Raw genomic sequence first — 23,513 nt, forward strand, 5'->3', positions numbered from 1 at the left:
GGCCCTGCGGGAATGCGCATTTTCCGGCCCTCCGCGAGAAGTGACGGGCCGTTTCGCCGCCTTTCGTCGTTAGGGTCGCCGGACAGCATTATGAATCCGTGGACCGTAAACCGGGAGGGAATCGTGACAGGCACCGAAGAGGGGACGGCGACGGTGACGGGCGGGGGCTGCCGCACGCTCGCGCACCGCCCCCGGTTTCCGAACGTCATGCCCGACGTCGACGAGTTCCTCGGCCGCTGGAACGCACCCGCCGCACCCCGCCGCCCCGCCCGGCTGCGCAGGAGCCGGGAGGGCAACATCAACACGGTCGGGCTCCCGGGCATCCACGAGGCGGACGACGTCGACCCCGGGCACCCCCAGTGGCGCGCCGCCATCGAGGACGGTGTCTGGCCCCTGGTGGCCGCGCTCACCACGGGCGCGTGGCGGCTCGCCACGTACGACAGCTGCGAGGGCCACGCCTACCGCTCCGAGTCCCTCGCGCCCGGCCGGCGCCGGGTCGGCGTACTGCCCCGCTCCCCGCGGGAGTTCACGCGGGCGGCGGCGGCCCTGTGCCGGAGCGTGCGCGCCGCCGCCCCGGCCGTCCCGGCGCCGGTCCGGATCACGCTCAGCACGTGCGACCTGACCTGCGGGCGCAGCGGGCGCCACCATCCCGTGCTCGATCTCGGCCTCGAACCCGCCCCGGGCGCCGGCGAGGAGGCCTACTTCGCGGCGCTCAGCACGGCCACCGAGGCGCTCGCCGCCGCCCTGCTCGCGCAGCGGCCGACGGCGGACCGGCCGTGCGGCTGCGCGGCCGGCGGCGGCGGTCAGTAGGGCAGGCCCAGGATGCCCGCCGCCGGGCGGGCACCGCGCAGTCCGGCCGCGTCCGACAGGATTCGACGGTGGGAGCAGCGGCTTCGCGATCTCCCACAGTCCGGAGCAGGACACGGTCCTCCATGCCCAAGGCGGCTCACCTCATCGGCTGTCCTTCTCCTGGTAGGCGGCGGCCTGGGTGATGTAAAGCTCTGCGTAGCGGCCGCCTGCGGCCATCAGCTCGACGTGGGTGCCCTGTTCGGTGACGCGGCCGCCGTCCAGGACCACGATGTGGTCGGCTCCCCGCACCGTGGAGAAGCGGTGAGAGACCAGCAGCGTGATCCGGCCCGGGTCTGCATCCGCCTGCCGCATGAACACCTCGTAAAGCTCGTGCTCGGCCAGCGGGTCGAGGGCGGCGGTGGGTTCGTCCAAGACGAGTAGCACGGGGCGCCGGCGCATCAGGGCGCGAGCCAGGGCGAGGCGCTGCCATTGCCCCTGGGAGAGTTCCGCTCCCCCGTAGACGGTGCCCAGTTGGGTGTCCAGGCCCTCGGGCAGCGCGGCGACGATCGGGCCGGCCCCCGCCTCACGCACCGCGCGGGCCACCTCTTCCCGGTCGTCCATCGCGTCCGGCTCGCCGATCCCCACCGTGTGACGGACGGGCAGCTGAAAGCGGACGAAGTCCTGGAAGGCGCCGGTGAGGCGGCGGCGCCAGGCCGTGATGTCCAGCTCGCCCAGCGGGATGCCGCCGGCCTCGATCTTCCCGGCGGTGGGTGCGTACATCCCGCTCAGCAACTTGACCAGGGTGGTTTTGCCTGCGCCGTTCACGCCGACCACGGCGACTGTGGATCCAGGCCACAGCGTAAGGTTCACTCCGGAAAGGACCGGTTCGTGCGAACCGGGGTAGGTGAAGGCAACGTCGCGCATCTGGATGCCGTGCTCCAGCCTGCGGGGTGCCTGGCGGGTGCCGGTGGGCCGCTGCCGACGGGCGTAGGCCGACAGCCACAGATAGTGGTCGGTGGCGTGGCCGGCCTCGGCGATGCGGGAGAAGCCGGAGACGGTGGCGTGGATCTGGAAACGCAGCTGCGTTCCCAGGGTGATGACCAGCATGAGATCCCCGAGCGAAGCCGCCCCCCGGGCGACGAGCGAGACGGTGAGGACCAGAGCGGCGATGAACCCGGCGGCGTAGCACACCCAGCCGGTGAGCTGCCAGCCGGTCGCTCCGAGTCGGGCCTTGAGGACAGCGGTGACCACGCGGGTGCGGGCGGCGTGTGCGGTCTCGTCCAGGACGGCGTCGGCTCCGGCCAGGTAGATTTCCTTGCCCGACTCCGGTGCCAGGAACATGCGGTGGACCCGATCCTCCAAGCGCTGGTCCTCGGCGGTGGCGGTACGGGCGCCGGCGAGGCCGCGCTGGGCGCGCTTAGCCGCCCACAGCGGGGGGAGTGCGAGTAACGCCAGGGCGGCGAGGGCGGGGTGGACGCCGATCAGGAGCCACAGTGACAGCCCGGCGCCCGTCACGGCGATCCCGGTGTCGGTCAGGGCCCAGCAGGAGCCGGCCAGCGCGCTGGTGTGGCGGCGCAGCAGCTCCAGACGATTGAGATAGTCGGGGCGTTCGAGGTGCTCAAGGGTCGGGATGGAGGCGGTGGCGGTGAGGATCTCCCGGTTGACTTCGAGATCGACACGGTCGGTGAGATCGTGCTGGTAGTTGTACCGGGTGCGGTTGCCGGCCGCGGAGGTCATGTGGGCAGCCACCCCGATCAGGACGGCCAGGGCCAAGGCACCGAGCGGTTGCCCGCCGGGGCTCCGCGTCGCGTCGACGACCCAGCGCTGGCTCAGTCCCGTGGCCGCGACCGCCCCCGCCTGGGCGAGAGAGAGGCCGATGATCGCGCTCACCACAGGGGGGTCGGCGCGCCAAGACAAGGCGAAGGTGTGGCGTGCGGTGACCAGGGTGCCGGATCCGGCCCTCCCCACGCCCATCGCGCTCTTCGTGCTCAACGTGCTGCTTCCTTCCCGCCGGTGTGCTGTTGGGTATCGGTGAAGCGGGCGGCCTGGAGCCGGAAGAGGCGGGCGTACACGCCGCCGCCCTCCAGTAGTTCGCGGTGACTGCCCTGCTCGGCGACCCGTCCGACTTCCAACATCACGATCCGGTCCGCCTGACGCACCGTGGACAACCGGTGTGAGATGAGCAGCACGGTCGTCCCGGCGACCTCTGCGACCACCTGGCGGTAGAAGCGGGCCTCCGCCTCGACGTCCAGGTGGGCCGTCGGCTCGTCCAGGACCAGCAGGTCGCGGCCGTGCTCGACGGCGAAGACGGCGCGCGCGATCGCGACGCGCTGCCACTGGCCGCCGGAAAGATCCGTGCCGCCGGTGCGATCGGCGCTCAACACGGTGTCATAGCCGTCGGGCCACTCCTCGGCGAGGGCGTCGATACCGGCGCGGCGGGCGGCGGCACGGATCCCCTCCCTGTCGTGGCGGTGTTCGGGCGCGGAGAGGGCGATGTTGTCGGCGAGCGTGAGCGGATAGCGGTTGAAATCCTGGAAGACGACCGCGACGCGCCTGCGCCACGCCGCCACGCGCGCCGCGTCCAGGGGCTGTCCGTCGACGAGCAGGCGTCCGGCGGTCGGGAGATAGAGACCTGCGAGCAGTTTGATCAGCGTGGTCTTGCCGACGCCGTTGTGCCCGACTAGCGCCAGAACCTCACCAGGACGGACGGTCAGGTCCAGACCGTCGATGACTCGATGCCGGCTGCCGGGGTAGGCGAAGACGAGCCCCTCGGTGCGCAGGGCCGCCGGGGCAACCTCCCCCGCGGTGGCCGACGGCTCACCGGACCGCTGGGCTCCGGTCCTGCCGGGCGGGGCGATCCCGCGGTAGGTGGTGTCCAGACGCTCCAGCGCCCGGACCGCGCCGAGCCCGTACTCGATGTCGAATGCTTCGCGCCCCATGGCGGCGATTTGGAAGACGCCCCATGCGGCCACGAGCACGGTCATCAAATCGCCGGCGGGGAGGCTGCCGCGCGCGGCGGCCAGCCCCGGCAGGAGAAGCGCGGAGCCGGCGGCGATCGCTGCCAGCAGGGCGATCCAGCCCTGCCGGCGCAGGATCCCTCGGCGCGCCGACCAGATCGTCTCTGCCCAGGCCAGCAGTTCGCGGGTGCGCCGCCGCACCACCCACTCTTGCAGGCCGAAGAGACGGATTTCCTTGGCAGCCAGCCCCGTCGAGGCGACCTCGCTCCAATACTCCGCGCGGCGCCGCATGCTCTCGCGCTCGTCCCGCACCTCGGCCAGATACACCCACCAGCGCCGTATCAGGGCCCGGTTGACCATGCAGACCACCAACAGGATGACGGCGAGCCACGGGGAGAAGGTCAGGGCGATCACGGCCGCGGATCCCAGCGCCCCCAGAAAACGGAAAACCAGACGGAGCTGACCGACCGCCGCGGTCCCCGGTGAGCGGACCCGGCCCTCACCGACATCCGATGCACGGGCGGCATCATCGGCGAAGGCCGGATCCTCCAGGTGCGCCATGCTCGACGGCGTCATGGCCAGGCGGCGCACCCGGCGCCGCATGCGCGCGTCGAGGCGTCCGGCGGTGTACTGCTCGAGTGTGCCACCCAGTGAGGTGAGGATCTCGTCGGCCACCAGCAGCGAGGACACGGCGACCAGCGGCCACGCCACTGCCGAGGCGGTCTCCCGCCCGGTGGCGGCGCCGGTGAGTCCGGTTACCAGCCGGCCGGTGGCCACTGCGGTAAGGGCGGGTACCGCCGCTGACCACAGGTGGACCAAGGCCAGGAGACCACCGGCGCGACGGTCGGCGACGGACAGTCGCACAAGGTGGAGACGGTCGGTCAGCAACGATCTGACGAGGGATATCCGTGAAGAGAGCACACGGAATTGCACCACCGATCTCCTTATGGTGAAGGCCACGGAACTATTGCCCCCAGGTCGTGGGGGTGTCTCACCTGCTTCTTGATCCTCCGACGGCCCGAAGGGCGGGTTCTCACGCAGCGGTCTTCGTCGACAGCAGGTCGACAATGGACGCAACGCTCTCGAAATGTTCAAATGCCAGCTCGTCATCCTCGAAGACCACGCCGAAACGATCCTCCAGGCGAAGGGTGAGTTCCACGCTGGCCAGCGAATCAAGACCCAGGGAATTCAATGATGTGCGTTCTTCCAACTCGGATATATCGGGGGCGATTTCGCGAACCACCTCTCGAACCGCGTCTGCGATCTCCGGTTGCTCCATGAAATCCTGCCTCTCGATTCTCTTTGGCGACTCGGAGGGCCGGCGGCCATTCCGGCGTAAGGGGGATATGGTGCTTCAGGGTTCGACCCGAACGGCGAGTGTTCACCTACATGCGAGAGCGGCAGAATACGCCGTTACCGAGCCGCCTCATTAGCCGACATGCTACAGCTGAGGAGTCTCCGTGCGGCTTGCGCCGGCGCCAATCTTTGCGCATATCAGCAAATCGAGAGACAGTCGGCTCACCAGTCGATCAATGTAAGCGTGGACCGGGAGATACACCTACCTGGTGCTGTTGCGCAAAACGACCGTGAGAAGAGTGGAGACCATGGGCGTTAGGGATTTCCGAGAGGTGACGCGATGACTGTCCCGCCACCCGCCGACGCCGTAACACTTCGCCCCGCTCCCCATGACTGCACCAACCTGGTCGGCCTCCTGGAGTTCGCGGCGCGAGCCCACGCCTCACGGATCGCGGTTCGCACCACTGACGAGGACTCGCTCACCTGGTCCGAGCTCGGCCTGGCCGGGCGGCGGCTGGCCGGAAAACTGGCTGCCTCCGGGGTCGGACGGAGCGACCGGGTGATGGTGTCCCTAGCACCCGGCCCCGGATTCGCCACCGTACTCTCGGCAGTCCTGCGACTCGGCGCGATCCTGGTCCCGGCCCGGCACAATGCGACCGCCTACGAGCTGGAATGGCTGATCCAGGACGCCGATCCGGTCGTTGTCGTCGCGGACGGGCTGTCAGCCGACGTGGTCGAGCAGGCCGGCGCAGCCGTCCTGAGACCCGCCGACCTGGACCGCGAGGACAGTCCCGCCCTCTTGGCAGCACAGATCGACGGGGCGGACCCGGCTCTGCTGCTCTACACCTCGGGCAGCACCAACCGCCCGAAGGGAATCGTGTGCCCGCATGCTGCGGTCCTGTTCGCCGTGCGAGCCATCGCCGAACAGGTGGGCTACCGCACTGGCGACGTGATATGGAACCGGCTCCCGGTCTCCTTCGACTATGGCCTCTACCAGCTCTTTCTATGCGCCTTGACAGGTGCCGAACTCGTCGTGCCAACCGGGGAGCTGTCCGCCCGTGAGCTGGCACATATGCGAGCCGCACGGGCAACGGTCGTCCCAGTCGTTCCCGCACTGGCCCAGACTCTCACTCGACTGGCCCGGCGCGACTCCAGACCGACCCATGTTCGACTGTTCACAAACACCGGCGCAGCGCTGACCCCGGCCCACACCGCGCGGCTGCGTACGGCGTTCCCCGAGGCCGGCATCGTCCTGATGTACGGCATGAGCGAGTGCAAGCGCATCACGGTGGCAGCCCCGGACGAGGACCTGGTCAGCCCCGAAAGCGTCGGACGCGCTCTGCCCGGCACGCGGCTGTTCATCGTGGACTCCGCGGCACTACCTCTGCCCCCGGGCAAGACGGGCGAGATTGTTTCGGCCGGGCCGCATGTGATGGACGGCTATTGGCGCGCACCGGCCGAGACCGCACGAAGGTTCCGGCCGTCACCGGACGGCCACGGCAAGGCGGTGTTCACCGGAGACCGCGGCAAGCTCGACGACGCCGGCAGGTTGTACTTCATGGGACGCGATGACGACATGTTCAAGCATCGCGGGTGGCGAATGAGCACCACAGAACTCGAGGTCGTCCTCACGGACATCCCCGGCGTCGAGGCCGCGGCAGCCCTACCGCCCGGCCCCGACGGTCGGCTGACCGTGTGGGCGGTCACCTCGCTCACACCGAGTCAAGTCCTCGATGGGGTACGGGCCCGACTCGGCCCCGAGCGAACCCCGGACCGCTGCATCGTGTGCGACAGCCTCCCCCTGACCGCGCACGGCAAGGTCGACGCATCGGAACTCCGCCGAACCACACGGGTGCAGCCATGACCGAGGCCTCCACCGGATCGGAATTCCCTGCGTCGACCAGGCGCCGTCTGGCGCGGATCGTCCAGAACGTCGGCACCCCCGCGTACGTCTACGACATGGCCGTCGTGCGCTCGTCCTTCGCCGCCCTCCGGGACGACCTGCCGGCCGGCTCGGAGTTGTTCTACTCCCTGAAGGCCAATCCGCATCCACGTTTGGTAGCTCAACTGGTCGCTCTGGGCGCACGGGCCGAGGTCAGCTCGATCGGCGAGCTGACGGTGGCACTGGCCGCCGGCTGCCCAGCGCACAACGTGCTGTACACCGGACCGGGCAAGACCCCGGAAGAAGTGGAGGAAGCACTCAACCGTGGGGTGCGGCTGTTCTCGGTCGAGTCCGTCACTGACCGGCAGCGCCTCGCCGAAGCATGCTCGCGCACCGGCACCGAGGCCGGCTACCTGATACGGATCAACAGCCCGCGGGGGAGCACCGGTGGATCCCTGCGCATGACCGGTCGCCCCAGCGCCTTCGGTGTCGATCACACCGATACCCAGGCTCTCGATCGGTTGCTGCGACCGCTCGAAAGAGTCCGGCCCATCGGTATGCACACCTTCTGTGCAACCAATATCGCAGACCCTGCGGCACTGGCTGCCGAGTTCGAGCAGTCCGTTCGCACGATTGCCGCACTAGCCGGGCCTGCCGGATTCACGCCTGACGTGCTCGACCTCGGCGGAGGATTCCCCGCCCCGTTCGCCCGCCCTGGAGCGCTGCCTCGCCATCCCCAGCTGCAGGCGGCCGTCGACGCGGTCCTGGACACAGTCTTCCCCGACCGGCGCCGCAATGGCACGCGTGTGGTCTTCGAATCCGGCCGGGCCCTGGTGGCGGCCGCCGGAACGCTGCTTACCACCGTTCTGGATGTCAAGCGAAGCGGTGATCGCACCTTCGCCGTGCTGGATTCCGGCGTCAACGTGATCGGCGGAATGTCGGGAATCGGCCGGCTCAGGCCGCCAAGCATCGTCCCCATACCCGTCGATGCAGGAACGCCCTCCCCTGAACTCAGCTCGACCACCCCGGTGACCCTGGTCGGCCCGTTGTGCACGCCACTCGACGTACTCGCTCCCGCCATCGACGCCCCGTACCTCTACCCCGGTCAGGTGCTAGCGGTTCCCAACACGGGCGCCTACGGCCCCACCGCAAGCCTCCTGGGTTTCCTCAGCCGTACTCCCCCCGCCGAAGTCGTGCTCGACGGCGACCGCGTAGTCGCCGCGGGCCGCCTCGAACTACGCACCCAGGAAGTGACCTTCCGTGACTGAAGCCGACAGCCTCGCACCCCCACCGACCGTCGCCCCTGCCTCGCTGATGGAGCTCATCGGCCGCCATGCCCGCGACGTCGACCGCGAGGCGCGTTTCCCAGTCGAGAGTGTGGCGGCACTGCGGACGAACGGCTATATGGGCTACCTCGTCCCGACGGAATACGGCGGCATGGGCGGCAACCTGAACGGGCTGGTCCGCATTGCCAAAGGTCTTGCCGGTGCCTGCATGTCCACAGCACTGATCTGGGCGATGCACTGCCAGCAAGTCGACTGCCTGGTCCGGCACGCCAGTTCGGACTTGAAGGCAGAAGTCCTGCCGCGGGTCGCCGCTGGTGAAATCTACCTTGCCTCAGTCACCACTGGCACCGCCGGCAGCCATCTGATGTCGGTCGACGAGACCCTGACCGGCGCGCCCGACGAAGAAGTCCTCGCCCTCGGCCGGACCGCCCCGGTGGTGACCGGCGGCGAGTACGCCGACGCGTTTCTGGTGACGATGCGCTGCGGTTCCGGCCACTCCGACCAGGGGGTCTCCCTGGTTTATGCCACCCGCGCGGACCTGACGATACGCAGGATCGGTGAGTGGAACCCACTAGGCATGCGGGCCACCGCCAGCGGAGCCTTGCGTTTGGACGGAACCGTCCGCCGAGACCGGCTGGTCGGACAGCCCGGACGCTTCCGCGAGATCTCCCACGACAGCATGATCCCGTTGGGCCACCTGGCCTGGAGCGCATGCTGGCTGGGCGCCGCCCAGCAGGCCTTTCTCGGTTTGCTGCAACAGATCGGCACTACCGTTCCGGTCGATCGCGGCTCACCACTGGTCCAGGAGCGCGTTGCCCGCATTCGAGTTGATCTGGAACTGGTCCACGCCTACCTGGAGCGGACCTGTAACGAGATCGAGTCCCTGCGCGAGCGGGGCCGCAGCCTCAATAGGCCAGATCTCCACATCCACGTGAACACGCTCAAACTCGCGGCCTCCGAGCTCACTTTCCGCGCGGTCGACCGCATGGTGCAACTGGCCGGACTGTCCGTCGGCTACAGCGCTGACGCCCCCATCCCCCTGGAACGGGTCTTCCGCGATCTGCGCTCGGCCGCGCTCAACTACTCCAACGACCGTCTCTGGACCGCCACCGGCGCCCTCAGCCTGGTGGACCGCTCCGTGGGGCTGCTGTGAGACGTCACCACAGTCGGCGAAGGTTCACAGGACCCCAGCGAAAGGAATCGCATTCACGATGAGCACGACCCTCGATGCGGGGCCGGCCCCGGTAAACATGTCCGACACGATCTGGGACGTGCTGATCACCGTCGCAGCGGCCCGCGCGATCCCCGACGGACGGGAGCGCGTCATGCCGCTCCTTGCCACCCCGGGCTTCGACTTCGAAGGACTGATCGGGAACGCGGTACGTCACCGCCTGCTGGCAGCCTTGGCCGACTTCCTGAAAGTCCACGGCTTGCGCCGTGCCGTTCCACATCGGCTGCTCGGCCAGTTGGACATCCACTGCAATGCGGGACGGCATCGCGCAGCGATCTTGACCGAAGAAGCACAGCGCCTCGGCGGGGTACTCCGTGACGCCAACGTCACCGGAGCCTGGACCAAGGGTGTGGTGGCCCACCACACCCTTCACGAAAGCTCCGGAGCCCGGCTGTTCGACGACATCGACCTCATGATTCACCCGCGGCACCGTAAGACGGTCGACGAGGTGCTCACCGCCTCTGGCTACAGCCGGCACTCCCGTTACGATGCCACCACCCGTACCCTGGTGCCGCAGTCGAAGGCAGCGTTGCGCGTCTATCAGCTTTCTCCGGATCACCTTCCGCACTACTACCGACTCGGCCCGGACCCGGTGGTCCCGTACATCGCCGTCGACGTCGCGAACAGCCTCACCTGGCACACCAGTTCCTGGCAGGTGCCAATGGAGGAGGTTCTGGCAGAACTGCGCAGCGTCGAAACCGGCCCTGGGCAGCAGCTATACGCTCTCCTCCCGCAGTACGCCTTCTTGTTCACCTGCCTCCACTTGTTCCGTGAGGGGTGGCTCACTCGCATCGCTTCTCGCAAGCCGTTGACGCTGTCCCAGTTCGGTGATGTGGTCACCGAATGGCATCGGCTTCGCCCTGCCGAGCGCGCCGAAACCAGCCACACGATTGAACGATTCGACTTGGCTCAGCCGACGGCTTGGGTAGTTGCCCACACTGACGCGCTGTTTGGCTCCGAGATTACCGCCGAGCTGGACCTGCAATCCGAGGCTACCCCGGAGTGGCTCGCCACCTCCATGATTCCGGATGGCACATCCGGCGTTTTGCCGGGCACTATGGCGCAACGCCTGCGTCGCCCACTGAGCCTGTAGTGCGGCACACTGGCCAGTCGGAATCTGGAGGAAGAATGCCTTTGGCTGGAGAACTGTCGCCGGCGATTCTCGTGTTGAACGACAGATATCTTCCAGGGCGTCGCGATGAGCCGGCTGCGGTGGGTGCGACGTCTTTCGCTATCGAAGCAATGGAATGCTTCAGGGCGGCTGGCATTTTCGTAGGGATGATTCTCTACCGCAGGAAGGAGGGGCTGGAGGAGCCCTCGTTGTGTTCAACAACGAGGGGCGGAATAGATTGCGTGATAATGCGGTTCCAGTTTGAAATGCGAGAAGAGGTGATCCGCTCGCTCCTTGCTCGGGCAGTGGTGGAGTTGACCTCCCGGAGAGACGTGAAGCGACCATATCCCGCTCTCTATTATCAGACGGACGTCATGGCAAGATTTCACCCCAGTTACCTTGCGGGTGCGTCACGCACCACGGTCCATTTTTCGATGACTTCGCGGAACAATTCTCGGTCGGCGCCGCTCTGGAGGCTTTTGGCGGAATGGAGAAAGCACTGCACATCAGGAAGCAGCAGAGGGAGGGGATCGGGGCGGTCAGGACCGCGGCCGGCATGCGCGTCAGACAGCACTCCAGGCTCCAGCGTGGATACCTCGTAAAGCAGGGTGTGGACTGCGCGAAGATCGTGGAGGTGACCCCGCCGGTCAATCCGGACAAAAATCCGGGCGGCCCGATTCCTCGACAGCTGTGTTCCTTCCTCGAATCGGCCGGTCTTGTCTTGTTTACGGCCGTGGCGCGACTGGATGTGTTCAGGGATGTCGACCTGCTTCTGCAGGCTGGTGTGCGATTGATGGATAGCGGCGTTCCGGTGAAGTTGCTTATCGTTGGAGGCGGGGAATTCGACGATATCTCGCGAAAAGAGCTCGGGGGAAGGGTGTCTGTCCGGTATGCCGAAAGCTTCATGATTACGGAAAGGGTTGCGAAGAGCGAGCTGTATTCCCTTTTTCTTTCACTGCGGAGACAAGCTATTTTTGCATGTACTTCCAGGTACGAAACCTTGGGCATCACTCCGCTTGAGGCGGCGTTGAGCGGAGTGGTCACTGTCATTCCTGATTCGCCCTTCGTGGAGGCCGCAAGACTTCCCCGAGAAACTGCGCTTCAATCGAACGGCTGATGGACTCGCCGATGTGGTGCGGCGTCTCGCCCGTGTCGATGTACGTCAAGAAGGTGAGGAGCTGGCAGAGACCGTCGGTCGGCAGATCTCTGTTTCTTTGTTCAGGGAGGACCTTCTGCGAGCCTGGCGGCGTCTCTCAACCGCGGGGTGATGGGTAGTGACCAGTGCAACAGAAAAAACCGGTCTTGCTTTGGATTGGGTGTATCCGAAAGCCGCCGGCCGAAACTCTCTTCGTCACCAGGAGCGCAAGTAATGAGGTTTTTGGTAATCACCGGCACGCGGCCCTGGGCGGCCACGGGAGGGGCCCGTCGCATCAGGGCCGCTTCCGAAGCTCTTGCCAGGCTCGGGACGGTCGATTTGGTCGTGTTCCGCTTCAAGGGGGCGCCACCGGTGGAGACCGACCCACCGGTTGGCCCGTTCCGCAAGGTCCTCTTCCTGGAGGACGCCTACGACACTCCCCGGAATAGAGCATTGCTCGCGGAAGCCTTGCCGCAGTGGGCAGGCGACGAGCTGTACGACGTGGTTTGGTACGACAGGGAACGCTTGTGGCACATCGCCGGCGGCCTGACGAATGGAAAAGCCGTGGTGGATGTGGATGACCTGGAGGACGTGCTTCTGGAACGCTGGTTGCGTCTCGGGAAGAGTCCGACACGAAGCACATTGGGCACTGCTGAGTTCGAGGCGCAACAGTCCGAAGTCAATCGCCTCAGGGCCGCACACGCCGAGGTTGCCGCAGGAGCCGACATGCTGGTGTTCACCAGCGAGCTGGACGCAGCCAAGTTGGCCTTCGATAACAGTACCGTGATTCCTAACACCTATCTGCCTGATGAGGGAGCCGGCCAAGAAAGGAGGAATCGAACCTACGGTGCGGGCGACACTATTATGTTCCAGGGGTGGCACGAATGGCCGCCTAATGAGGACGCGGCGATCTGGTTCGTCCGAGATATTCTGCCGCGCGTCCGTGATAGGCACCCACAAGCTCGATTGCTGCTGGTCGGAAAGCCCTCGCAGGCCGTGAGAGATCTCGGATCGACACCTGGTGTAGAAGTCGTCGGTGAAGTGCCGCGCATGAGACCTTATCTTGACCGGGCGCACGTGATGATCGCTCCGTTGCGTGTGGGCGGCGGCACCCGGATCAAGATCCTTGAGGGGTTTGCCAGCGGCGTCCCTGTCGTCTCGACAAGTGTCGGGTGTGAGGGGTTGGCGGCCGAGAACGGAGTGCATCTTCGGATTGAGGACGATGTCGAGGCATTCGCTCACGCGGTAGCTCAGTTACTCGTGGACGGAAACCAGCGTCGCTCCCTCGCGGAGCATGCCAGAAGCCTGTATGAGGAGCGATACACTCCACGCAAAGTGGACGAGGCAGTACGCCGGCTCATCGAGCGGATTACCACGTGACGCCGAATGTGGAACTGGTTGCGCACTCGGTCGCGCAGCAATTCAAGCGCAGGCCCGTTGCGTGGATCGGGGAAGGATTGCGATGACGTCACGGCAAATCTGTGTGGAAACCAAAAAAACTACGCCGCCGCCAGGCGCCGGTCTCCGGGGGCCACTGATGTGGTCTCAAGAGATGTACTGGTATCAATATCACCTGCCACTTCCCATCGTGGACAGTGCGAAGATTCGACTGATCCTGCGAATGCCGGATCCGGGGGTTCCGGAAGAACTGGTTATTGCCGCTGTCCGGAATCTGATGTACCGGCACGAGGCATTGCGTACGATCTACCCGACAGACCAGTCCGGTGCGCCTTTTCAGTTGGTGCTCGATCAGTTCGAGACTCCCACCCCGTTCTGTCGAGACGGTAATGAAATCGAAGACATTGATGCCGTCTTCCATGCTCTTTTTGCCCCGCCCATGGATCAGGCCGTGGAACTTCCTTTGAGGGTAGGTCTCACCTTTAAGGATCGGCGCGTGGCCACGGTCATCCTGGTGCTGAACCACATCGCCGTGGACGGAACCAGTGTGGATCGGATCGCGGCGGAACTGACAGGATATCTGAGTGTTTCGCACGAGAAAATTTCATCCTCGACAGATGATCAAAAAGTGAACATGCAGCCGCTCGCCGTCGCGCGCCGGCAATCGACTGGACGCGCCCCCGCGCATGAGCGGGCGATGCGGTATTGCGAGAATGTCCTGTCATCTTCCCCGGCTGCTCAATTCCCCCGATTTCGCTTCGCCGCGACTGTTGATCCGCGGCAGGATGTCGAGAGTTGCTATCATAGGGTAGTTCTCCAGTCGCCCGCTCTTTTTTCGGCACTGCGGAAACTTTCCAAAAATTCAGGTTTCAGTGTCACGAATTATCTGTCCGCTGTATTTACTGTGGCGATTTCCGCTCTGTCTGGAAATTCAAGAGCTACCCTCAGGATGAATTTCTCAAATCGCTTCCAGGAGGTACGTCAGTCTGTTGGCTGCTTCTTCCAGGAGGCGCTGCTGTCGGTACACATACTCTCGCAAGTAACGATGAGTGAAGTGATGGCCGAAACCAAGCAGCGCATTCTCGTTGCAACTCGGCACGCGCAATACTCCTACCTTTCCTTTCGGGACCGTAAGGCAAGAATCGAGGCAGATCGTGGTCTGTCGATCCGGTTGGGCACGGTTCTCAACTGTGGTGGCCGGTTTGAGCGGAATCTGCGTGGCCCAGTCTCCACGGAGCGGACGGCAGGAGAGCGGCCGAGCAGCACGATGAAGCGCCTTGAGTGCCTGTGGCGCGACGAGTACACCGACCTTTGCCTCAGAAGCTCCGCGCTGAACGGAGAGGTACACCTGGATCTCATCGCTCACCGGTCCGTGATTGAGCAAGATCAGATCGAGAAGATGCTGACAGCGATGGAGCAGTTCCTCGTTGCCTGGGCGGATGAGCCGGATCTGGCGACTGCCACCGTCGCGGATGTGGTCGACCGATTCGGGCTACCGGCCTCGTCCTACGACGAGAGGTGGGCCCATGTCGATCACAGTTGGGTCAATACAGCCAAGTTGGCGAACATCGTCAGTTCGGTGGACGGAATCGAGGCTGCCCTGGTCAGCGTCGTGGAGCGCCCATCGGAGGGTCGGACCCTCGTGGCTCGACTCGTCGGGGACCCGAGCAGGCAGGACCAGGTGCGCGCACACGTCCTGGCCTCGCTGCGTGAGAACGCGGACCTGATGTGTCCGCACGAGTTCGTGTGGTGCGATGAGTTGCCGGAGTCCGGTTCTCTGACAGGTGTTGGGACCACGGCGTCCGGCAACGCCGCAGGTGCAGCGGATGTCCCCGTTGGACCGGAGAAGCAGGCCGGGGGAGCGGGCTACGAAGCGCTTGCGGCAGCTCTGGAGATCGCTCGGGGTGATGCCTCGGTAGACATGGACTGCTCGTACATCCAGCAGGGAGGAAGCGCCGTCATGGCGCCGGCAGTGATGAAGCAGCTGAACCAGTTGGGATTCGAGGGCCCCACCCCGGACGATCTGATGGGGCCGTGGCCGCTGCGAGCGGTGGCGGAGCTCTGCGTGAAGCGCGTGAGCAACGAATGCTGACATGTGCCGGCTGCGCTTGCTCCATTACGGCCGACCGGAGCGCATGACGGTGCTGTCGCCCCGCTCTCAACCTTCCGCAGGTCGCGATTCGAACGTGAAATACATACTCAGGCAGTGAGGCTCGACCTCACCGTCAAGGAAGTCCCAGGACAGATCCGCAATGCGGACATCGTTCTCACTCACCCAGGTGTGTGCTGCTGAGAAGACCTGAGCGGGGCTGGATCCGAGGAAGAGTTTTCGGGCCACCGCGTGCACCCCGGTCTCTGCCTCCGAGTCGTCGAAGCCGTCCGGGACGTCCAGACAGAAGGAAGGGTTCAGCATGACAGCACCGCCTTTCACGATTCTTGCTGGCCGCACGCCCGGAGGTAGCCTCCGAGCGTGACACTGTGCAGGACGCCGTGCGGCGGGAAAGGTTGCTTCCCGAACGCGCTGCGATGAGGGGAATGACGCCGGCGTCCTCGGACACCCTGTGGTTTCGCTCTGCCATCCGGTCGCTGCCGCCCCGACCCTCGTATCCGGGCGAACGGATGCCGGGCGCGGGGCGAATAGCGCGAGCGCGGTTCGGAACATCCTCGCCGGATGTCAGGTACAAGAAGGCCGGCGCCACGTGAGGGCCGCGACTCCGGCCCACGGGGCGATGGAACGCTTCAGCTCGATTCGCAGGATGCGCAGGTTCACCAAGATCCTCCGAGCTTGCCGGGGCCCTGTAGCAGCGCCGAGTAGCCACGCTCCAGAGGACTGGCACCGGCGTGCTCGGGGCCGCCCGCCGCGGCCAGCTCGTCCGGGGTGCCCTGGAAGACCAGTCGGCCCTCGGCGAGGAGCACCACGTGGGTGCAGGCGGCGGCGACGTCCTCCACCAGGTGGGTCGAGACGACCACGCAGGTGTCCGTGCCCAGTTCCTGCAGCAGCTCGCGGAAGCGCAGCCGCTGCGCCGAGTCCAGGCCGACCGTCGGTTCGTCAAGCAGCAGGATGACCGGATCGTTGACGATGGCCTGGGCGATCCCGGCCCGCCGCACCATGCCGCCCGACAGGGCCTTCATCCTCTCCTCGCCATGGTCGGCCAGGCCCACCCGTTCCACGGCGCGCTGCACGGCCCCGGGGATGTCCGCTCCGGGAACCCCCTTCAGCCACGCCATGTACTCGACGGACTCGCGCACCGTGAAGCGCCTGTAGTAGCCGAACTCCTGCGGGAGGTAGCCGATCCGGCGGCGCAGAGCGCGGTGCTCGCTCAGGTCGCCGACGGACTCGCCGAGCAGTTCCAGGGTGCCCTCGGCGGGGCGCAGTACGGTGGCCAGCGCCCGGATGAGGGTGGTCTTGCCCGCCCCGCCGGGGCCGAGCAGACCGTGTACGCCGGTGCCCAGCGACAGGTCGAGCCCGTCGACGGCCATGTGGTTCCTGCCGACTCTGACCTTCAGTCCGGTGGCCCGGATCTCCCAGGCGTAGGTCGTCGGTGCGATGTCGGCCGCGCTCGCCCCGGGCATCATGTGGTTTTCCTTTCACGTGGTCAACGATGGGTTCCCAGCACGGAGTAGGCGCCCCTGCGGGCGATCACGACACCGATGCCGAGCGCGAGAATCAGCCCCCACACAGGCAGACCGTCCGTCGCCAGGGCGAAGGTCGTACGGCCGGCAGCCAGTGTCGGTGCCACGACCACAGCGGCCCATCCGGCCACCAGCCAGGCGGCGGCGCGGGTCACACCGACGACACCGCCGAGCGCCAGGGTCGTCGAGGTGAAGGCCAGACAGGGCAGCAGCCATTGCGCGACCATCACCCCCGTCACGCATCCGCCCAGCAGCAAGGCGGGGACGACCACGGCGAGCACGGACGTGGTACGCCGCAGCACCAGGTACAGTCCCGCCCTCGGCGCGGAGGCCGTCAGCTCGTACGCCGGGTCCAGACCGCGCGACCACGACGCCGCGACGCCGAGCACGGGCAGGACCGGGGAGAACAGCAGCACCAGCGACACCTCGCCGGAGTCGGTGTCGGCCAGGTCGAGCAGCAACGCGAGCAGCGTCACCCCCACGACCATGGCCAACCACGGCACCATCACGGGCGTCATCCACGTGGACAGCCGCGCCGACCAGCGCCGTCGATGCGGTACCGGGGCGGTGCCGGCGAGCTGGGGTTCGAGGCCGGACCACACCGTGCCGACCAGCGCCTCGACGGCGGGCGCCTGTGCCGTGACGGAGGCCGCCAGCCGGTCACGGCACACCCGGCACGCCTCCAGGTGGGCCTCCAGGGCCCACACCTCGTCGGCGGCGAGGTCCGTGTCGCCGCGCGTGTAACCGTCGATGATCCGAATCGACGCGTGTTCCACACTCATGCCAGCGCCTTCCGCATCTCGATCCGGGCCCGGCGGGCACGGGTCTTGACTGTGCCCTCGGGCAATCCCAGCAAGACGGAGGTCTCCCGGACGGACAGCCCGTCGAGCACCATGGCCTGCAGTACTTGTCGGAGTTCCGGAGCGAGGCGCCGCAGCGCGTCGCCGACCTCACCACCGACGGTCGCCGCGAGCGCCTCCTCCTCGGCGGCGGGCGCCACGGACCGCGGGGCAGCCGTGGGCGGTGGCTCCGCGTGGTGGGCCCGGCGCCGGAACGCGTCGACGAGCCGGTGCGCCGCGATCGTCCACAGCCAGCCGACGGCGGTTCCCCCGGCCGCGGTCCCGATGAACGCACCCGCCGCGCGCCACACCGCCAGATACGTCTCCTGCATGACCTCGGCGACGATCTGCTCGTCCGCGCAGCGGCGCCGCAGCCGCACCGCCATCCACGGCGACGTACGCCGGTACAGTTCCTCGAACGCGGCGCGGTCACCTCTGGCCACCAGCCGGACGAGATGCTCCTCGTCCGGTTCGCCCGATGTCTTCCTGACTGATCTCACATCCGGAAGACGTCGAGCACGGGCGCCAGGTTTTCCCTCCGCCGTGACCCCCGTCACATGCCGGGTCCCCACAAGCCCCGCGCCGACGGCGAAGTCCGGACCCTCACAGTCCACCGCGCCGCGACATGAGCCGCCGTGGCCCTTCTAGCCGAGGGAGCCGAGGGAGCCGAGGGAGCCCGGGAGGAGGTACTTCTCCGGCGGGACGGTGGTGCCGTGTGCCCAGGCGTCGAAGAAACCGGTGAGGTCTTTGCCGGACACCTCCTGGGCGAGCGCCTCGAACTGCGGCCAGGAGGCGTTGCCGTAGCGGTGGTCGCGCTGCCAGCGCTTGAAGGTGCCGAAGAACGCCTGGTCACCGACCGTCCGGCGCAGGGCGTGCAGCATCATGGGACCCTTGCTGTACAGGACATGGTGCAGTTCGCGGCCCTTGCCGGGGTCGTAGAGCCTGGTCGACCAGAAGCCGGGGTCCGCCTCGCTCTCCTCCAGCATCGCGCGGTAGAAACCGTTGTCCAGGTCGGCCCCGGTCTTCTCCTCCCACAGCTGGTTGGCGTACTGGGCGAAGCACTCGGCCAGACAGGCGTTGCGCCAATCGGCGAGGGAGACGCTGTTCCCGAACCACTGGTGGGCGTTCTCGTGGACCATGGAGTTGTCGGAGAACGCCCCCTGATACGTCGGGCGGCTCTGCGTCTCCAGCGCCAGCGGGCCCTCGTCATCGTTGCCGGTGATGACGATCCCCCCGGCCGAGGAGAAGGGGTACGGGCCGAACTTCGAGGCCAGGAAATCGACGACCTCCGGCAGCAGCGCCTCCGACTCCGGGTTGACGACGGCCCCGGGGCTGTAGGCATGGACGACGGGCGTGCCGTCGGAGAGCTTCGAGGTGTGCACGGTGAACTTGTCGATGGCGATGGTGCTGAGGTACGTGGCCATCGGCCGGTCCTCGTACCAGCGGAAGGTGGTCGTGCCACCGCCGCTGGTGGTGTCGCCCTGCCTGCCGTTGCCCACCACCGTCCAGCCCTCGGGGACGGTGGCCGTGAGTCGGAAGGTGGCCTTGTCCGAGGGGTGGTCGTTGGCCGGGTACCAGGCCGTGGCGGCGTGCGGTTCACCGGCCGCGCTCGCGCCGCCGTCGGCGAGGGTGTGCCAGCCCTCGCCGACCGGTTCGCCGGAGTAGCGGACGCGGACGGAGAAGCGCGTGTGCTTCGCCAGCGGCTGGGCGGGGGTGACGACGAGTTCGTGGGCGCCCTCGCGGGTGACGGCGCGGGCGGGCGTGCCGTCCACGGTGACGGAGCTGACCTGGAAGCCCACCAGGTCGAGGTGGAACCGGTCCAGGTCCTGTGTGGCGACGGCCTGGACCGTGGTGTCGCCCGCCAAGTGGCGGGGGCGGGCCGGGTCGTAGTCCACCTGCACGTCGTACTGGCTGACGTCGTAACCGGAGTTGCCGTCGTCGGGGTAGTACGGGTCCCCGGCGCCGGGGCCGCCCGGGGCGGCGGAGGCGGGCAGGGCGGTGAACACGATGCCGGCGGCCACGGCGGTGGCGAGGGTGGTGGCGCGGCGACGGCGGGTCCGGCGTGCGGGCATGCGGTTGTTCCTTCGGAGTGGAGGTGTCCAGGGCATGGCCCGGGGACGGGGTCAGTGGCGCGCGGCGAGTTGCCAGACCGCGTTGATGAGGGCGTTGGTGCTGAGGGTCTCGGTGCGCGGATTCACGTTCTCGACGCGGTCACACGCTTCGTGTATGCAGTCGTCGACCCCCGTGGCGAAACCGCCCACCGGGATGCCGGCCTCATCGAACGAGACGTGGTCGCTGCCGCCGATGCCGATGTCGAACGTGGGCAGGTCCCGGGCCGCGAACCAGTCCTTGAACGCCGCGGTCGCCGCGGGATCGTCATCGACGACGAGCCACAGCTGTTTCTCCCTGGTGGTTCCGGCCATGTCCACGTTCAGGTAGACGTCGATCCGTTCGCGGTCGGCGGCCGACAGATCCTTCACATAGGCGCGGGATCCCACCAAGCCCCCCTCCTCGGCGCCCCACCAGGCGAACCGCAGATGGCGGTCGGGCGTGAGACCTGCCTTGGACACTTGTAGGGCGGTGGCGAGCAGGGCGGCGGAGCCGGAGCCGTTGTCGTTGATACCGGGCCCCATCGGCACGCTGTCCAGGTGCGCTCCGGCGAACACGACGTGCTCGGGGTCGCCGCCGGGCCAGTCCGCGATGAGGTTGTAGCCGGTGACGCCGTCACGGGTGAAGCGGTGCAAGGCGGTACGGAATCCGGCCCGGTCCAGCGCGGCCTTCACGTAGGCCACCGAGTCGCGGTAGCCGGGGGTGCCATGGGCGCGGTTGCCCCCGTTACGGTCCGCGATCTGCTGCAGGGCGTCGAGATGCGGCATGACCTGGTCCGCGGTGATGACGGGTGGGGCCGGGGCGGCGGGTTCGGCTGCGGCGGCGGGTGCGCCCACGAGGGCGGCGCACAGCGCGAGCACCACGCTCGAGCGGTACAGACGGGACGTTGGGTGCATCGGTACGGATCTCCTTGCGGGCGGCAACAGGGGAGAGCCCGGGTCTCCGGGGGCCGGAGATCACGATGGATGCGGAATGTGAGGTTGTTGTCAGCTTTGAATGACAGGAAGGAGACGTAAAGGTCCGAGCGGACGAAGCGGCGGCCGCATCAGCTGTCCGGGGTGAACCGACGTCGCCATCGCCCGCGCCCTGGTGAAGACTGGAGTTTCTCGGTCCGTTTGCCGCCCGAGTTTCTACACTCGCCGCCATGTGCGCATACGTGGTCGTCGCCGAGGACGACCGGAAGCAGGCCGAACTGGTCCGTCGTTATCTGGAGAACGAGGGCCACCGGGTGACGGTCGCCCACGACGGGCGGGCCGCGCTGGCGGAGGTCCGGCGGCAGCCGCCCGATCTGCTCGTCCTGGACGTGATGATGCCCCACGTGGACGGCCTCGACTTATGCCGCGTGCTGCGCGCGGAATCGACCCTGCCGGTGCTGATGCTGACCGCCCGCGCCACCGAGGACGATCTGCTGCTGGGCCTGGGCATCGGCGCCGACGACTACATGACCAAGCCGTTCAGCCCCCGCGAGCTGATGGCCCGGATCCACTCGTTGCTGCGGCGCAGCTCCGCCGTCACGGCCGCGACGGGCACGGAGCCGGTGCTCACCGTCGGGCCCCTGACCGTCGACCCCGCCCGGTACGAGGTGTCGATGCACGGCCGGCCGGTGGACTGCACACCCGGTGAGTTCCGGTTGCTGCAGATGCTGGCCGCCCGCCCCGGCCACGTCTTCACCCGCCCGCAGATCCTGGAGCGGCTGCACGGCTTCGACCGGTACGTCACCACACGGTCCGTCGACGTGCATGTGATGAACCTTCGCAAGAAGCTGGAGGTCGATCCGCGCCGGGCCCGTTTCCTGGTCACCGTTTACGGCGTCGGCTACAAGATCGTCGACGTCACGGCACGTCGGACCGCGGACATGGCGGCACATGCGGCCGCGGACGCGGCGGCCGATGTGATCACGGATGCCGCCGACGACGGAGAAGCCCATCGTGCGCCGTGACGTACCGCTGCGCCGCAGCCTGCTGCTGCGCCTGCTCGCCGTATCCGTGCTGGTCTCCGTGTGTTCGATCGCCACGACCGCATGGCTGGCCGTGCGGACGACCGTCGTGGCCATCGACGAGGAACGGGGCCAGGCCCTCGCGGACGACACCCGGATCTACTACCGCCTGCTCGGCTACGCGGCCCGCCATCCGCGCTGGGACGGCGTGGGCCCGACCGTACGCGCCCTGGCCCGGGAGACCGGGCACCGTATCGTCATCACCGAGGACGGTCGGCGGATCGCCGACTCCGAACCCGCCCCGGACCTCCCCTACCGGCCGCCCGACAAGGCGACGGCCGCCATCGACCCGCTGGCGGCGAGCCCCGAGCTGCTCTCGGACTCCGCCTCCGCCCGGATCGATCCGCGCGCCGTCGGGCCGTTCCGGCTCAGCGAGGAAGAACGCACGAGGCTGCGCCGGGCGGCACGACGCCAGGCCGAGTGCCTGCGGACCGCCCTCGGCCAGGAGATGACCGTGGTCGAGGCCCCGAGCGGGCGGTCGCGCGTGGAGAGCGGCGCCTCCCGGATGCCGGAGGTCCCGCATTGTGACTCCACGACGCTCGAGTCCCTCACCCCGACCGAGGCCAGGGCGCTGGTCGCGCTCAACGCCCTCGTCAACACCTGCCTGTCCCGGCGCCACGCGGCCGAGGTGAAGCTCGCCCTGGACGACCAGGGGACACCACGTGCCGTGCCGCGGCCGGGGTTGCGTCCCGGCCTCCCGGAGAAGACGCCTTCCGAGTCGCGTGGTGCCGGGAACGCAGATGGCTCACTGGTCACCTCATGCCTGGCCAGTGGCCGCGCCCAGCAGCTCGCACCGTATGTCGCCCCCACGGCGGCGCTGTATGTCACCAGCCCCGGCCGGAGCGCCACGACGTTCTTCGACCTGTCCGCGGGCAACCGCGCCCGTATCGCCGGCGGCGCCGTCCTCGTGCTGCTCGTCACCGTCACCGCCACCACGCTCGCCGGGTTACGGCTGGTCAGGCCGCTGCACGCGCTGACCGATGCGGCGCGACGCATGGAGGAGGGGGAGCCCGGCGCGCGGGTGGCGGTCACCAGCAACGACGAACTGGGCCGCCTCACCTCGGCGTTCAACGCGATGTCCAGACGGCGTGACCAGCTGGAGGCGGTGCGCAAGGACATGGTCAGCGATGTGGCACATGAGCTGCGCACCCCGCTGAGCAATATTCGCGGCTGGCTGGAGGGCGCGCAGGACGGTGTCGTGCCGCAGGGCGACCTGCTGGTGTCCTCGCTGCTGGAAGAGGCGTTGCACCTCCAGCACCTCATCGACGACCTGCGGGATCTGTCCGCGGCCGACGCGGGAGAGCTGCGGCTGAACCTCGCTGAGGTCGACATCGCGGACCTGCTGGCCCATACGGCGATGGCCCATCGCTCGAGGGCGGAGAACGCGGGTGTCACCCTCCGCTCGGAAATCCCCGGCGACGGCCTGGTCATCGAGGCCGATCAGGTACGGCTGTACCAGGCGGTCGGCAACCTGGTGGCGAACGCCCTCCGGCACACCCCGTCCGGCGGTGCCGTGTTTCTGCGCGCCCACCAGGCCGGTGACGAGGTGCTGATCGAGGTCGCGGACACCGGCTCCGGAATCGCCGCCGAGGACCTGCCCCATGTCTTCGACCGCTTCTGGCGCGCCGACAAGTCGCGCTGCCGTCGGACCGGCGGCGGCGGTCTGGGCCTGTCCATTGCGCGCAAGCTGGTACAGGCACACGGGGGCACGGTGACGGCGAGCAGCACCCTCGGCGAGGGCTCGGTGTTCACCATCCGCCTGCCCCGGGTGCCGCCTCCGGCACCGCCGACAGCACCGGCACGCCGGTGAAAGGCGTCATGCCCCCGGCCGGGCGATGCTCAGGCCGGTGC

19 protein-coding genes are annotated in these 23,513 nt (G+C 67.6%); 10 read left to right on the forward strand and 9 right to left on the reverse strand.

Annotated features, from left to right (window positions below):
- The first annotated feature begins 123 nt into the window (after positions 1–123).
- A complete protein-coding gene (locus ABZ562_RS00480; protein ID WP_361471834.1) occupies positions 124–810 on the forward strand; it encodes a hypothetical protein in 687 nt (228 codons plus the stop codon).
- 141 nt (positions 811–951) lie between these two features.
- Here ABZ562_RS00480 and ABZ562_RS00485 read toward each other — a convergent pair whose 3' ends face one another.
- The 3 genes from ABZ562_RS00485 to ABZ562_RS00495 form a co-directional block, all read right to left on the reverse strand.
- Positions 952–2,781, reverse strand: a complete 1,830-nt coding sequence (locus tag ABZ562_RS00485) for an ABC transporter ATP-binding protein (RefSeq protein WP_361471836.1) — start codon at positions 2,779–2,781, stop codon at positions 952–954.
- Entirely contained in the window at positions 2,778–4,523 is a 1,746-nt protein-coding gene (locus ABZ562_RS00490; protein ID WP_361471839.1) for an ABC transporter ATP-binding protein, read from the reverse strand. The genes ABZ562_RS00485 and ABZ562_RS00490 overlap by 4 nt, the downstream gene beginning before the upstream one ends.
- Positions 4,524–4,779: 256 nt before the next feature.
- A complete protein-coding gene (locus ABZ562_RS00495; protein WP_361471841.1) occupies positions 4,780–5,025 on the reverse strand; it encodes an acyl carrier protein in 246 nt (81 codons plus the stop codon).
- 357 nt (positions 5,026–5,382) lie between these two features.
- Here ABZ562_RS00495 and ABZ562_RS00500 point away from each other — a divergent pair, with 357 nt between their 5' ends.
- The 7 genes from ABZ562_RS00500 to ABZ562_RS00530 all read left to right on the forward strand — a co-directional run bounded on the left by ABZ562_RS00500 (position 5,383) and on the right by ABZ562_RS00530 (position 15,177).
- Entirely contained in the window at positions 5,383–6,906 is a 1,524-nt protein-coding gene (locus ABZ562_RS00500; RefSeq protein ID WP_361471844.1) for an AMP-binding protein, read from the forward strand.
- A complete protein-coding gene (locus ABZ562_RS00505; protein ID WP_361471847.1) occupies positions 6,903–8,192 on the forward strand; it encodes a type III PLP-dependent enzyme in 1,290 nt (429 codons plus the stop codon). Before ABZ562_RS00500 ends, ABZ562_RS00505 begins: the two co-directional genes overlap by 4 nt.
- Positions 8,185–9,363: an acyl-CoA dehydrogenase family protein gene (locus tag ABZ562_RS00510; RefSeq protein ID WP_361471849.1), complete on the forward strand. Its 1,179-nt coding sequence runs from the start codon at positions 8,185–8,187 to the stop codon at positions 9,361–9,363. The genes ABZ562_RS00505 and ABZ562_RS00510 overlap by 8 nt, the downstream gene beginning before the upstream one ends.
- 58 nt (positions 9,364–9,421) lie before the next feature.
- Positions 9,422–10,534 carry a nucleotidyltransferase family protein gene (locus ABZ562_RS00515; RefSeq protein ID WP_361471851.1) on the forward strand — a complete coding sequence of 371 codons (1,113 nt, stop codon included), beginning with the start codon at positions 9,422–9,424 and terminating at the stop codon, positions 10,532–10,534.
- 505 nt (positions 10,535–11,039) lie between these two features.
- A complete protein-coding gene (locus tag ABZ562_RS00520; protein ID WP_361471854.1) occupies positions 11,040–11,669 on the forward strand; it encodes a glycosyltransferase in 630 nt (209 codons plus the stop codon).
- 363 nt (positions 11,670–12,032) lie between these two features.
- Positions 12,033–13,067, forward strand: a complete 1,035-nt coding sequence (locus tag ABZ562_RS00525; RefSeq protein WP_361471856.1) for a glycosyltransferase family 4 protein — start codon at positions 12,033–12,035, stop codon at positions 13,065–13,067.
- 208 nt (positions 13,068–13,275) lie between these two features.
- Positions 13,276–15,177 carry a condensation domain-containing protein gene (locus ABZ562_RS00530; RefSeq protein ID WP_361471859.1) on the forward strand — a complete coding sequence of 634 codons (1,902 nt, stop codon included), beginning with the start codon at positions 13,276–13,278 and terminating at the stop codon, positions 15,175–15,177.
- Between the two features lie 66 nt (positions 15,178–15,243).
- Here the strand turns inward: ABZ562_RS00530 and ABZ562_RS00535 are convergent, their stop codons facing one another.
- From ABZ562_RS00535 to ABZ562_RS00560, 6 genes are all read right to left on the reverse strand, one after another.
- A complete protein-coding gene (locus ABZ562_RS00535; RefSeq protein ID WP_361471862.1) occupies positions 15,244–15,498 on the reverse strand; it encodes a hypothetical protein in 255 nt (84 codons plus the stop codon).
- 353 nt (positions 15,499–15,851) lie between these two features.
- The gene (locus ABZ562_RS00540; protein ID WP_361471864.1) at positions 15,852–16,661 is read right to left on the reverse strand and encodes an ABC transporter ATP-binding protein; all 810 of its coding nucleotides are present in this window, start codon (positions 16,659–16,661) and stop codon (positions 15,852–15,854) included.
- Positions 16,662–16,681: 20 nt separating this feature from the next.
- A complete protein-coding gene (locus ABZ562_RS00545; protein WP_361471867.1) occupies positions 16,682–17,500 on the reverse strand; it encodes a zf-HC2 domain-containing protein in 819 nt (272 codons plus the stop codon).
- Positions 17,497–18,057 carry an RNA polymerase sigma factor gene (locus tag ABZ562_RS00550; RefSeq protein ID WP_361471870.1) on the reverse strand — a complete coding sequence of 187 codons (561 nt, stop codon included), beginning with the start codon at positions 18,055–18,057 and terminating at the stop codon, positions 17,497–17,499. Before ABZ562_RS00550 ends, ABZ562_RS00545 begins: the two co-directional genes overlap by 4 nt.
- Before the next feature lie 144 nt (positions 18,058–18,201).
- Positions 18,202–19,629, reverse strand: coding sequence for a M1 family metallopeptidase (locus tag ABZ562_RS00555; protein ID WP_361471873.1), 1,428 nt, complete (start codon positions 19,627–19,629; stop codon positions 18,202–18,204).
- Between the two features lie 51 nt (positions 19,630–19,680).
- The gene (locus ABZ562_RS00560; RefSeq protein WP_361471875.1) at positions 19,681–20,562 is read right to left on the reverse strand and encodes a M20/M25/M40 family metallo-hydrolase; all 882 of its coding nucleotides are present in this window, start codon (positions 20,560–20,562) and stop codon (positions 19,681–19,683) included.
- Positions 20,563–20,810: 248 nt separating this feature from the next.
- On the opposite strand from ABZ562_RS00560, the gene ABZ562_RS00565 reads away from it, so the two are divergent.
- Complete coding sequence (locus tag ABZ562_RS00565; RefSeq protein ID WP_361471878.1) at positions 20,811–21,605, forward strand: response regulator transcription factor; 795 nt, start codon at positions 20,811–20,813, stop codon at positions 21,603–21,605.
- Positions 21,568–23,472 carry a HAMP domain-containing sensor histidine kinase gene (locus tag ABZ562_RS00570; protein ID WP_361471881.1) on the forward strand — a complete coding sequence of 635 codons (1,905 nt, stop codon included), beginning with the start codon at positions 21,568–21,570 and terminating at the stop codon, positions 23,470–23,472. The genes ABZ562_RS00565 and ABZ562_RS00570 overlap by 38 nt, the downstream gene beginning before the upstream one ends.
- Positions 23,473–23,513: the final 41 nt, after the last annotated feature.

The organism is Streptomyces sp. NPDC019937, assembly GCF_040631655.1.
In the GTDB taxonomy this organism is placed as follows: Bacteria; Actinomycetota; Actinomycetes; order Streptomycetales; family Streptomycetaceae; genus Streptomyces.

Bases quoted from the DNA above. Each gene is read 5' to 3' on its own strand.
- ABZ562_RS00495 (WP_361471841.1), bottom strand. From the start codon at position 5,025: ATGGAGCAACCGGAGATCGCAGACGCGGTTCGAGAGGTGGTTCGCGAA.
- ABZ562_RS00500 (WP_361471844.1), top strand. From the start codon at position 5,383: ATGACTGTCCCGCCACCCGCCGACGCCGTAACACTTCGCCCCGCTCCC.
- ABZ562_RS00505 (WP_361471847.1), top strand. From the start codon at position 6,903: ATGACCGAGGCCTCCACCGGATCGGAATTCCCTGCGTCGACCAGGCGC.
- ABZ562_RS00515 (WP_361471851.1), top strand. From the start codon at position 9,422: ATGAGCACGACCCTCGATGCGGGGCCGGCCCCGGTAAACATGTCCGAC.
- ABZ562_RS00520 (WP_361471854.1), top strand. From the start codon at position 11,040: ATGGAGAAAGCACTGCACATCAGGAAGCAGCAGAGGGAGGGGATCGGG.
- ABZ562_RS00535 (WP_361471862.1), bottom strand. From the start codon at position 15,498: ATGCTGAACCCTTCCTTCTGTCTGGACGTCCCGGACGGCTTCGACGAC.
- ABZ562_RS00540 (WP_361471864.1), bottom strand. From the start codon at position 16,661: ATGATGCCCGGGGCGAGCGCGGCCGACATCGCACCGACGACCTACGCC.
- ABZ562_RS00545 (WP_361471867.1), bottom strand. From the start codon at position 17,500: ATGAGTGTGGAACACGCGTCGATTCGGATCATCGACGGTTACACGCGC.
- ABZ562_RS00555 (WP_361471873.1), bottom strand. From the start codon at position 19,629: ATGCCCGCACGCCGGACCCGCCGTCGCCGCGCCACCACCCTCGCCACC.
- ABZ562_RS00560 (WP_361471875.1), bottom strand. From the start codon at position 20,562: ATGCACCCAACGTCCCGTCTGTACCGCTCGAGCGTGGTGCTCGCGCTG.
- ABZ562_RS00565 (WP_361471878.1), top strand. From the start codon at position 20,811: ATGTGCGCATACGTGGTCGTCGCCGAGGACGACCGGAAGCAGGCCGAA.
- ABZ562_RS00570 (WP_361471881.1), top strand. From the start codon at position 21,568: ATGCCGCCGACGACGGAGAAGCCCATCGTGCGCCGTGACGTACCGCTG.